Annotated in this window: 9 protein-coding genes; 7 read left to right on the forward strand and 2 right to left on the reverse strand. The window is 64.1% G+C overall.

What is annotated here, in order from left to right; genetic code table 11:
- Positions 1-25: 25 nt before the first annotated feature.
- From EB231_RS08885 to EB231_RS08905, 5 genes are all read left to right on the forward strand, one after another.
- Positions 26-961, forward strand: coding sequence for an ABC transporter permease (locus EB231_RS08885; RefSeq protein WP_172348472.1), 936 nt, complete (start codon positions 26-28; stop codon positions 959-961).
- Between the two features lie 7 nt (positions 962-968).
- On the forward strand, positions 969-1853 hold the full coding sequence (locus EB231_RS08890) for an ABC transporter permease (RefSeq protein WP_172348473.1): 885 nt from the start codon (positions 969-971) through the stop codon (positions 1851-1853).
- Positions 1840-3474: an ABC transporter ATP-binding protein gene (locus EB231_RS08895; protein ID WP_172348474.1), complete on the forward strand. Its 1635-nt coding sequence runs from the start codon at positions 1840-1842 to the stop codon at positions 3472-3474. The genes EB231_RS08890 and EB231_RS08895 overlap by 14 nt, the downstream gene beginning before the upstream one ends.
- A 29-nt stretch (positions 3475-3503) precedes the next feature.
- Positions 3504-5198: a choline dehydrogenase gene (locus EB231_RS08900; protein ID WP_172348475.1), complete on the forward strand. Its 1695-nt coding sequence runs from the start codon at positions 3504-3506 to the stop codon at positions 5196-5198.
- Between the two features lie 203 nt (positions 5199-5401).
- A complete protein-coding gene (locus EB231_RS08905) occupies positions 5402-6184 on the forward strand; it encodes a DeoR/GlpR family DNA-binding transcription regulator (protein WP_172348476.1) in 783 nt (260 codons plus the stop codon).
- Positions 6185-6202: 18 nt separating this feature from the next.
- Here the strand turns inward: EB231_RS08905 and EB231_RS08910 are convergent, their stop codons facing one another.
- Both EB231_RS08910 and EB231_RS08915 read right to left on the reverse strand, forming a co-directional pair.
- Positions 6203-7648: an ROK family protein gene (locus EB231_RS08910; protein WP_246740899.1), complete on the reverse strand. Its 1446-nt coding sequence runs from the start codon at positions 7646-7648 to the stop codon at positions 6203-6205.
- Positions 7649-7734: 86 nt separating this feature from the next.
- Entirely contained in the window at positions 7735-8643 is a 909-nt protein-coding gene (locus tag EB231_RS08915; protein WP_172348478.1) for a tagatose-bisphosphate aldolase, read from the reverse strand.
- A 291-nt stretch (positions 8644-8934) separates the two neighbouring features.
- On the opposite strand from EB231_RS08915, the gene EB231_RS08920 reads away from it, so the two are divergent.
- Positions 8935-9834, forward strand: a complete 900-nt coding sequence (locus EB231_RS08920; RefSeq protein ID WP_172348479.1) for a sugar-binding transcriptional regulator — start codon at positions 8935-8937, stop codon at positions 9832-9834.
- 410 nt (positions 9835-10244) lie between these two features.
- Complete coding sequence (locus tag EB231_RS08925; RefSeq protein ID WP_172348480.1) at positions 10245-11225, forward strand: ABC transporter substrate-binding protein; 981 nt, start codon at positions 10245-10247, stop codon at positions 11223-11225.
- Positions 11226-11280: the final 55 nt, after the last annotated feature.

The following is an 11280-nucleotide window of genomic DNA, read 5'->3' on the forward strand; positions in this document are numbered from 1 at the left end:
TTCGACGAGACATCCGGTCGCGCGAATGCTTCTGCAAAGGGTGGCGCTTGGCTTCCTCAGCCTGCTGATCGTATCGTTTGTGATCTTCCTGGCTGTCAGCATGTTGCCCGGTGATTTCGCAACGGCGATCCTCGGCCGTTCGGCGACGCCCGATACGGTGGCCGCGTTCCGCGAGCAGCTCGGCCTCAACCTGCCGTGGTACCAGCGCTACCTGATGTGGCTTGGCCACGCGCTGACCGGCGATTTCGGACAATCCTTCTCGTCGCGCCCAGTCGGCCACATCATCGGGCCGCGCCTTCTCAACACATTGTATCTGGCGGCGCTGACCGCACTGATAGCCGTCCCCCTGGCGATCGGCCTCGGCATCATCGCCGCGCTGTATCGCAATCGCTTCCTCGACCGCCTGCTCAGCGCGTCGAGCCTCGCCGCCATCTCGATCCCGGAGTTCTTTTTCGCCTACATCATGATGCTGATCTTCGCCATCAATCTGCATTGGTTTCCATCGTTGTCGAGCATCCGGCCATCGATGCATCTGGGCGACCAACTCATGCGAATGGTGCTGCCTGTGCTGACTCTGACGCTTGTCATCCTCGCGCATATGATGCGCAACACGCGCGCGGCGATCATCAGCGTCATGTCGCGCCCTTTCATCGAAATGGCGCATCTCAAGGGCGAATCGGCTGCTCGTGTCGTTCTGCGTCACGCGCTGCCCAACGTGGTCGGACCAATCGCCAGCGTGGTTGCGCTGAACCTCGCCTATCTGATCGCCGGCGTTGTGGTGATCGAGGTGGTCTTCGTCTATCCTGGCATCGGCCAGACCATGGTGGACGCGGTGCGCAACCGCGACATTCCAGTCATTCAGGCCTGCGCGCTGATCTTTTCGATCACCTACATCCTGCTCAACCTGATAGCGGACATCATCTCGATCGTCAGCAATCCCAGACTCCTCCACCCGCGCTGAGGCCGATATGGCATTGTCCAACGTCCAGCGACCCGAACGCGCGCAAGGCTTCCTCGCAAGCGCAAAACGCCGTCTGCGCCGTGCACCACCCACGGCGTGGTTCGGCATGGTCGTGCTCGCCACCTATCTTGCCGCGGCGCTGTTTGCGCCGCTGATCGCGCCCTACGGCGAATATCAGGTCGTGTCGGAAACGCCGTTCGAGCCGTGGAGCAGCCAGTTCGTCTTCGGCACGGACCAATTGGGACGCGACCTGTTCAGCCGCCTGATATTCGGCGCGCGCAATTCGATCGGTATCGCCTTCGTCACCACGCTGCTTGCCTTCATCATCGGCGGCAGCCTCGGCATCGTCGCGGCCGCCTTGCGCGGCGTGACGGATCAGTTGCTCAGCCGCTTCGTCGATTCCGTGATGTCGATCCCCGATCTCATCTTCACGCTCATGCTGCTGGCGATCTTCGGCTCCAGCGTCACCAATCTGGTGCTGATCATCGCGGTGATCGATTCGACCCGTGTATTCCGCCTGTCGCGCGCGGCCGCGCTCAACGTGGTGACACTGGAGTTTGTCGAGGCCGCGCACGCCAGGGGCGAAAAACTGCCCTGGATCGTCACCCAGGAGATCCTGCCTAACATCCTGCCCGTGCTCATTTCCGAATTCGGCATGCGATTCTGTTTTGTCTTCCTGGCCATAGCAGCCCTGTCCTTCCTCGGCGTCGGCCTCCAACCGCCAATGGCCGAATGGGGCTCCATGGTCCGTGACACCGCCGCCCTTATAAGCGGCGGCGACTTCACACCGCTCATCCCGGCGGCGGCAATCGCGCTGCTGACGGTCGCCGTCAATTTCGTTGCGGACTGGTTTTTGAATGAATCAAGTGGTCTTTCCGATGACGAGCGCTAGTCGGCCGGGTCGCGCCGACAGCACCGTCCTGACGGTCTCTGATCTCCGCATAGAGGCGAAGGCCGGCGGCGAGTGGTCGGAGATCGTGAAGGGCATCAGCTTCACCCTGAAGCGAGGCGAAGTGGTGGGGCTGGTCGGCGAGTCCGGAGCCGGCAAGTCGACGATCGGCCTCGCCACCCTTGGCCATGTGCGTCAGGGGTGCCGCATCAAATCGGGCAGTGTCTTGTTTGACGGCGAGAACGTCCTAAACCTGCCGGAGGCTCGTCAACGCCGCCTCCGCGGCGTCCGCATCTCCTATGTCGCGCAAAGCGCCGCAGCCTCCTTCAACCCTGCCATCCGCCTGATGGAGCAGATCGTCGAGGCAGCTGTTTCGCGTGGCGGCCAGGGCCGCATGGAAGCCGAGACCAATGCGCGGGCGTTGTTTCGCGCGCTGCGATTGCCGGACCCCGACCATTTTGGCAGGCGCTATCCGCACCAGGTTTCAGGAGGTCAGCTGCAGCGCGCCATGGTCGTAATGGCTATGATCTGCAAGCCGGACCTGATCGTCTTCGACGAGCCGACGACGGCGCTTGACGTGACCACGCAGGTCGAGGTCCTGGTATCGATCCGGGAAGCGATCCAAAAATTCGGCGTTGCCGCCCTATACATCACACATGATCTCGCCATCGTCGCGCAGATGGCAGACCGGATCATGGTCCTGCGCCATGGCGAAGCAGTCGAGGAGGGGCCGGTCTCCAGGATGCTGACGCAACCGGAACATCCCTATACGAAATCGCTCTGGGCGGTTCATGACATCCCGATGGCAACAAGATCCGAGGCGCCGGAGCTCTTGCGGATCGATGGTCTCAGCGCATCCTACGGTTCATTTCAGGTGTTGCGCGACATATCGGTATTGGTGGGATATGGGCAGACCGTGGCGGTGGTCGGCGAATCCGGATCGGGAAAATCCACGCTGGGCCGTGTCATCGCCGGACTAATGGCGCCAGACAGCGGCTCGCTCTCCTTCAAGGGCGAGCCATGCGCGCCTCTCGTGCGCCAGCGCACCAAGGACACGCTGCAAAAAATCCAGATCATCTACCAGTCGGCCGAAACCGCGCTCAATCCACGCCATGCGGTGCGCAAGATCATTGGTCGACCGTTGAAATTCTACCATGGCCTGACCGGCTCGGCACGGACGCAACGCATCCTGGAGTTGCTGAAGACAGTGGAGCTCGACGCCTCCTACATCGATCGGCTGCCCGGCCAGTTGTCGGGCGGCCAGCGCCAGCGCGTAGCCATTGCGCGGGCCTTGGCTGCCGATCCCGAGCTGATCGTCTGCGACGAGGTCACCTCTGCTCTCGACCAGATCGTGCAGGCTGAAATCCTGAAGATGCTGGTCTCCTTGCAGCAAAGATTGGGCGTGTCCTACCTCTTCATCACCCATGATCTCGCCACGGTGAGAGCCATTGCCGACGATGTCGTCGTCATGCATCAGGGCACCGTGGTCGATCAGGGACCAAAGGAAGAGGTGCTGGCGCCGCCGCACAAGCCGTACACGCAGCTGCTGCTGGCTTCGGTTCCCGAGATGGCTGAAGGTTGGCTCGATGGCGTCATCGCCGCCCGTCAGCTTCAGGAGAGCTGAGATAGGTCGACCGCCACCGCAGGACCGAGATGAGAGAAAAAGCCCGATACGACTATATCATCGTTGGAGCGGGTTCCGCCGGATGCGTTCTGGCGAACCGGCTGAGCACCAACCCGGACTGTAGCGTGCTGCTGCTCGAGGCTGGTCCGCCGGACGGCGGACTGATGATGCGGATGCCGGCCGGCGTCTACAAGGTCCATGGCGACCGCCGCATAAACTGGAACTATCACAGCGAACCCGAGATGGGCTTGATGGGACGACGAATACCGGTTCCGCGCGGGCGGGTGCTGGGCGGCTCGTCCTCGATCAACGCAATGGTCTATCTGCGCGGTCATCCACGCGACTATGACGCATGGGCCGCGACAGGGCTGCACGAATGGAGTTATGCCCACTGCCTGGCCTACTTCAGGAAATCGGAAACCAGCGACCGGGGTGTCGGTCCCTACCATGGCGCCGACGGTCCGCTGCGGGTCAGCCAGGGAAGGCTGCAATCACCGGTTTTCGACCAGTTTCTGGAGGCCGGCGCCAATGTCGGCCACACCATATCCGACGATCTGAACGGAGAGCAGCCTGAAGGTCTCGGCCGCATGGATTCGACCAAGGGCGGCGGACAGCGCTGCAGTGCCGCCGTTGCCTATCTCCATCCCGCAAGAAACCGCTCGAACCTGACCGTGATCACCGGCGCGCTGGTCCATCGCATCGCCATCTCCGGCGGCCGTGCGACCGGGGTCGTCTACGAACGGGCCGGTGCTGTCGTCTGCGCAGGGGCGGCCATGGAGGTGATTCTCAGCGCCGGCGCCATCAACAGTCCGCAGATCCTGATGCTGTCAGGCATCGGCAATCCCGAAGAACTCGCCCAAGCTGGCGTCCAGACCGTCGTTCGCAACGACGGAGTCGGACGTAACCTGCAGGACCATCTCAACATCGGGCTGGCCTTCAATTGCAGGGAGCCTGTCTCGATGACTTGGCTGGGCCATCCGGCTGGCAAGGCCTATGCCGGCGCGCGCTGGCTCGCGACGAAAACCGGCCCGGTTTCGTCCAACATATGGGAAGTCGGCGGCGTGATCCGCAGCGATCCGACCGTCGACTATCCCAACATGCAATATCATCTCGGTCCGATGAAGATGGAGAAATCTGGCAAAGGCTTCTCGCTGGCGCACGGGTTCATGCTGCACCTGTCTCAGCTTCGGCAGGAAAGCCGCGGCACGGTCCGGCTGCGCACGTCGGACCCCCGGACGGCGCCGATGATCCGGTTCAACTTCCTGGCAACTGATCGCGACCTGCGCGAATTTCGCGACGGACTTCGCGTCACCCGCGAGATCACCCGCGACAAGGCGCTTGCGGTTCTCGGCACCAGCGAGGCGTTTCCCGGCGCCGGCGTCGAAGACGACATCGCGATCGACGAGTTGATGCGCACGCGCCTCGAGACTGAATTCCATCCGAGCTGCACCTGCCGCATGGGCGCCGACGACGGTTCGGTTGTCGATCCATGGCTGCGTGTCCGCGGCATTGACGGGCTGCGGGTGGTGGACGCCTCGGTCATGCCGACCGTCGTCAGTTCCAATCTCAACGGTCCAACCATCATGATCGCCGAGAAGGCCGCGGACATGATCCTCGGGCGCCGGGCGTTACCGAAAGTTGATCTGAGGAAGTCCGCTTCAACACCAACTGAGACGACGCGGTCCAGCGCGGCATCGACCTCCTTCGGCCGATGCACGACCTAGCGCGGTGCGCGGTCGGGAACGGCCGCCTTGTGATGCCGCGATCATTGATGGCGTCGAGCATCTCGCGATGATCGCGCGAGGTGATCACCTCGCGCCGGGCTGGCCAGAAATCATACGGTGCATGCGCGCCATAACCCTCTCGCCAGACTCTTTCCCATCTGCTTCGGCATGGTTAATAGTGTCGACTTCGCGGAGGATCGATCATGGAACAAAGCCGGCTATCGAAGAAGGAGCGGCATGAGCTCATTCTGTCGGAAGTGCGGCGCTCGGCATCGATCCGTATCTCCAGGCTCGCAACGCGCCTTGGTGTCGCCGGCGAAACGATTCGGCGCGATCTTATCGAGCTTGGCGATGCGGGGCTGCTCAACCGGACCTATGGCGGCGCGACGATCTCGCTGGTGACATCCGAGCCTGTGATCGCCGAGCGCAGCCAGACCATGATCGAGGAGCGCGCCCGGATCGGGCGTGGCGTGGCCGGGCTGGTTAAGAAAGGCCAGATCGTGATGATCGACGGCGGCTCGACGACTTACGAGGCGGCGCGCAATCTCTCGCAGCTGAGGCGCGACTTGACCATCATCACCAACTCCATCGGTGTCGCCTCGGTGGCCGGCGCCAATCCAACCTTTCGGGTTATCCTGTGCCCCGGCACCTATGACAGCCGCGAAGCCAGCGTGCTCGGCGAGGACACGGTGGAATTCGTGAGGCGCTACAATGCCGATGTTGCGATCATCGGCGCCTCGAGCCTGTCCGTGGACGGGCCCAGCGACATGATCTCGGGGGCGGCCGCGGTGAAACGGGCAATGATTGCACGAGCGCTATCGACGGCGCTTGTGGTGACCCACGACAAGTTCGGCCGCAACAGCCTCGAACGCGTCTGCGCAATCGGCGAGCTTTCCGACATCGTCACCGATCGCGAACCGCAGCCGGCGCTACGCGCCGTCATCGAAGCGGCTGGGACGGAACTCCACGTCCTGGGCGGCGGTTGAACGGGGCCGACCGACTATCTATGCGTCGCCAGCCATTTTGGCTCGCAGCCAGGCCGTGATGGCGTCGAAGTCGATCGGCTTGGTCGTGTCGACGTCGAAGAGCGGCCCGCGCCGTAGCGGTTCGGCGCGCTTGGCGAGCTCGATCAGTTCGGGGATATAGGCCGCACCGGGATGGCCGGCGGGGCGCTGGTCGAGCCGGGCGCCGTATCGCTCGGCAAGCACTTCGCCCGGCGCGTGGCACCAGACTTCAACGGTCTGCCCGACACCGGCTTTTCGCAGGTGATCCTCCAGAACCTCGCGCGGCTGGAAGCCGAACCAGGCATCGACGATCACCGTGGTCCCTGCCGGAGCTTCGCCGACGACGGACCAGATCGCCTGGTAGCTGGCGCGGCCAAGCGTGCGGTTGAATAGACGGTCGCCGCCGCCGAGCACTTCAAGGAACGGGTTCTTGATGGTGTCGAGCGCCAGCAACGGCCAGCCCATGCGATCGGCGATGCCGCGCGAGACCGTGCTCTTGCCGCTGGCGGGGATTCCGTTGACAAGCACCGCGCGCTTGATCTGGCCGGACAGGGCCAAGGGGGCAACCGGAACGGCATGCGGCTCCGCCGCCAGGGCCTGCAACCCGGCCCCGATCACACCAGCGTCATCGCCGAGTTGCGCGGGTTCGACCTGGCATTGATACCAGGGCGCCAGCGCCGGCGCGCGGCCGAGCGCTAGGTGTGCCGCCCGGCCGAGGCCGCCGCCAAGCAGCACCATGTCGGGATCAAGCACGGCAACGGCTGTGTCGATGGCGGCACGCAGCGGCCTCGCCCAGGCATCCAGTACGCTGCGCGCGGCGGTATCGCCCGCTGCATCGCGGGCAAAGAGCTGATCGACCGAAATGTCGGGGCCGAGCGCGGCGCGTGCAATGTGACGGCCGAGCGCCGTGCCCGAACTGGTGGTCTCGACGCAGCCGCGACGCCCGCAGGCGCAGACCTCGCCATTGACGTCGACGGTGATGTGGCCGAGCTGGCCTGCCGTTGCCGAGCCGCGCGTGATCCGCCGATCCTGGGCGACGGCGCCGCCAATGCCGGTGCCAATGGTGAACATGACGATGTTGCCATGGCCCCGCCCGGCGCCGAGCGCCATCTCCGCGGCCAGCGCCATGTTGCAGTCATTGTCGATGACGACAGGCTTGCCCGTCATGTCTTCCAGGCGCCGCGCCAGTGCAACCGAGGCGAGGTTGACATAGCCGCCCGAGAGGACCGCGCCGCGCCGCGCATCGACGCGGCCGGGGACACCGACGCCGATGGCCTTCACATCCGGCGTGTCGAGAAGGCGCACCATGTCGGCGATGCGGCCGAGCACCAGTTCCGGGTCGGGCGCGCTCTTTTCGGAAACGCGCTTGAGGATTTCACCGGTCTCGGCGATGCGGGCGGCACGCAGATTGGTGCCGCCGATGTCGATTCCTATGCTGAGAGGCATGGCGTTCCGCATTTGTTTTCACGCAATTCCGGACGCAAAACCGCTTCACACTCTTGCTGGAATAGCTCTAGTTCCAAATTCGATTATCAGGCAGCGGCTTTCTGCCGGTAGTGCCCGATCACGGCCTGGATCTCACGCAATCGCGGCACCGCGATGGTCTTAAGCCTTTCGCGCTGGATGTCACGGTCGAGCGAGATGCAATCCTTCCACAACGAGCGGCCGGCGATCACGCCCGAGGCGCCGTTCTGCATGGCGATCTCGACCTGGCCAAGGAAGGTGGCGTGGTTGACGCCGGCCGAAAGCACCGCCCAAGGCACCTCACCGGCCATTTTGGTGATGTTGGCGCAGGCTTGCGGCGTTCCGGGGTAGGGAAGCTTCAGCACCTTGGCGCCGCACTCCAGCGAAATCCTGGTGCCTTCCTCGACAAGCCATGGCGTCTTGGCCGCATAATCCTCGGGGCTTTCCCCCTCGAGCTGATAGGTCAGGAACTCGACGACCAGCAGCAGGTCCTCCTGACCGAAATCGGCTATGCACTGGCGCAGGATGGCGATGTTGTGCTCGTTGGCTTGCGGCCTGTCGGCTCTGAGATAGACCATGATCTTGCCGCCGGTGCCGCCGAGTGCGCGGACACGGCGCGCATCGATGCCGGGAACCAGGCGCGACAGGCGATAGCCTTCAGGTGAGACGTCGAAACCGGACGCGTCGAGACCGATGAGAAGGGCCGTATCGCGGTTCAAGACGCCATCGTCGACAATGCGCGGCACCGCGCAGAGCGGGTCGAGCAACACGCAGGATGCCGCACTGGCGAGGTAACGCGTGATATCGGCCTTGGTGTCGCCGAGCATGTCGTTGGTGATCCTGGCCTGTTCCTCAGGGTCCGACGCCAGCAAGGTCCGCATGCCGCCGCGCTGGTCACAGGCGATGGCCACCATGGCCCCGTCCTTGCCGCATATCTGCTGATAGCCGCGCAGTTCCGCGGTGGTCATCTTCGTCATGATCTTCGGTCCGATGTTGGCGCTCTCTCGCGGAGGGCGCGGATCCCGTGAAAAGAATAATGTTCAGTTCTGCCTGCCGTACCGGCAGGGAGTTTTTTCGCGGCGGTGCCGCGTCCTTCGCCCCTCGCGAACAGCGCCTCGCTGGCCCGGCGGCCTGCAGTGGCACCGCACGTTGCGAGTTGGCTTGATTTGCGCGATAACTCCCGTCGGCGTACACGTGTGTAACACGTTGCTGAAAGGAATTGCAAGCTGCCTGTTTCTCCCATCCAGGATGCCACCCCATCGCGGACGATGCTGCACACGGTGGCCAAGCTGCATTACGTGGAGGAGATGTCGCAGGTCGACATCGCGCGGCAGCTCGGTGTCTCCACCGCGACGATTTCGCGCCTGCTGCAGCGGGCGCGGGCCGAAGGGATCGTGCGCATCGAGGTTCTCGACCTGGCGACACCGGAGGACATCACCAGGCAGCTGGTCGATGGCTTGAAATTGCGGGATGCTGCGGTGGTGGAAACGCCAGCGGCGGGTACGCTGGCAGCGCTCGCGGCACCGCTTGGCGGTCTGCTCAGGCAGGCGCAACTGGTGGCAGGCTCCGTCGTCGCCATCGGCTGGGGACGCGCCGTGCGCGAGGTCATCCGGGCCGGCCTGCCGCGCATGCCGGGCGTGCTGACCGTGGCCGCCACCGGCGGCATGCAGCAGCAGGCGGCGCATTTTCAGGTCAACGAATTCGTGCGGCTTGCCGCCGAGGAGTTCGGCGGCACGCCGCATTTCATCCATGCGCCCTATTTGCCCTCCAGCGAATTGCGTGAGGTTTTCCTGCGCGACGCCGCCATACGCGATGCCGTTGCGCTGTGGGAGCGGACCGATGTCGCGATCGTCGGCATCGGCCTGCCGCATGCCATCAATGCGCCCGAGGCGAGTGCCGCCACGCCGAGCGAGCAGGCGCTGGTTCATGCCGCCGGCGACGTGCTTCGCCATTATTTCGATGCCGAGGGCACGCTGATTGCCTGGGAAGGGGAGAGCCGGATGATCGCCATGTCGCCGGCGCAACTGCGCGCCGTGCCGCTGGTCATCGGCCTTGCCGCATCACCGGAAAAGGCGACGGCGATCATTGCCGCCGTTCGCGCCGGGCTCATCAACACGCTGGTGACGGATACCAAGACGGCGCAGGCCATCCTCGCGGCGCTCGCGTAGCCATGGAGCGGGCAGTATCTGCCGCGAAAACCAGTTGTGCCGCCGAATGCCGCGGGCGATAGTCGGCCGGGGCTCCGCGGAGCAGTCGAATGTCGTACGGTGTGAAAAACCCGGCGCTGCCAGCTCGGAAAAACCGAGTTGCAATTTATTTCTGCAAAGTGTTACAAGTTCGAACGCCCGCCGGCAAGGCGCGGCGTGGGGCACAGTTTGCCGGACCTCGCGGAGGCGGAGGTTCGGGGCTGTGGCCAGGTGCGCCGGCCGGCTGACCGGCTGACATATCGACTGGAGGGCGCTTGGGAGGAGCTGCCCGCGAAGGCAAACAGGCGTTCCCGGCCGTCGGCATCCGCAGGGATGACGGCCATTCCAATGTCACTTGCAACGGCAGATCTGCCAATAATGAGGAGGATGTCATGAAGAAGATTGTTGCCGCGCTCGCGGCGCTTGCCGTCAGTGCGACGGTGCTGATCGCGCCCGCACAGGCGCAGGACAAGAAGTACACCATTGCGCTCATTCCGGGCCTGACCACGGACGGCTTCTACATCACCATGCGCAAGGGCGCGCAGGCGGCCGCCGACGCGCTCGGCGTCAACCTGGTTTTCCAGGGTGCACCGGACTTCAACCCGGTCACCCAGGTGCCGGTGCTCGACGCCGTCATCGCCAAGAAGCCGGACGCCATCCTGATCGCGCCGACCGACAAGGCGCAGCTGGTCGAGCCGCTGCGCAAGGCCCATGATGCCGGCATCCCGGTCATCACCGTCGACACGTTCATCGGCAGCGGTGTCTACCAGACCGGCACTGGCGATGCCGACTTCCCGCTCTCCTACATCGCCTCCGACAACGTGCTCGGCGGCGCTATCGCGGCGCGCGCCTTGGCCACCGCCATCGGTGACAAGGGCAAGGTCTATGTGTCGAACGTCAAGCCCGGCATCTCGACCACCGACCAGCGTGAGGACGGCTTCAAGAAGGAGATGGCGGCCAACCATCCCGGCATCACCGTTCTCGAGACCCAGTTCAACGATAACGACGCCAACAAGGCGGCCTCGCAGCTGCAGGCGGTGTTTGCCCGCAATCCCGACCTGGTTGGCGTCTTCGGCGCCAATCTGTTCTCGGCGCTGGGTGCGGCCAACGGCGTCAAGCAGGCCGGACAGAGCGGCACCGTCAAGGTCGTCGCCTTCGATGCTCCGACCAGCATCGTCGATAACATCAACACCGGTCTGGTCGATGTGGCGATTGCCCAGCATCCCGCCGAGATCGGCTATTACGGCGTCGTCTCAGCCTATGCCCACCTGACCGGGAACTCGATCCCGGTCAGCATCGGCACCGGCTTCACGATCATGGACAAGTCCAACATCGCGGATCCGAACATCTCGAAGTATCTCTACTCCGAGTAAGTCCAGACCAGTCCGGCTCCTCCCGGTCCGCCAGGAGGAGCCGGACCGGGTCCTC

Origin of the sequence: Mesorhizobium sp. NZP2298, assembly GCF_013170825.1 — a bacterium.
Classification (GTDB): domain Bacteria; phylum Pseudomonadota; class Alphaproteobacteria; order Rhizobiales; family Rhizobiaceae; genus Mesorhizobium.

Bases quoted from the DNA above. Each gene is read 5' to 3' on its own strand.
- EB231_RS08920 (WP_172348479.1), top strand. From the start codon at position 8,935: ATGCTGCACACGGTGGCCAAGCTGCATTACGTGGAGGAGATGTCGCAG.
- EB231_RS08900 (WP_172348475.1), top strand. From the start codon at position 3,504: ATGAGAGAAAAAGCCCGATACGACTATATCATCGTTGGAGCGGGTTCC.
- EB231_RS08895 (WP_172348474.1), top strand. From the start codon at position 1,840: ATGACGAGCGCTAGTCGGCCGGGTCGCGCCGACAGCACCGTCCTGACG.
- EB231_RS08885 (WP_172348472.1), top strand. From the start codon at position 26: ATGCTTCTGCAAAGGGTGGCGCTTGGCTTCCTCAGCCTGCTGATCGTA.
- EB231_RS08915 (WP_172348478.1), bottom strand. From the start codon at position 8,643: ATGACGAAGATGACCACCGCGGAACTGCGCGGCTATCAGCAGATATGC.
- EB231_RS08905 (WP_172348476.1), top strand. From the start codon at position 5,402: ATGGAACAAAGCCGGCTATCGAAGAAGGAGCGGCATGAGCTCATTCTG.
- EB231_RS08925 (WP_172348480.1), top strand. From the start codon at position 10,245: ATGAAGAAGATTGTTGCCGCGCTCGCGGCGCTTGCCGTCAGTGCGACG.
- EB231_RS08890 (WP_172348473.1), top strand. From the start codon at position 969: ATGGCATTGTCCAACGTCCAGCGACCCGAACGCGCGCAAGGCTTCCTC.
- EB231_RS08910 (WP_246740899.1), bottom strand. From the start codon at position 7,648: ATGCCTCTCAGCATAGGAATCGACATCGGCGGCACCAATCTGCGTGCC.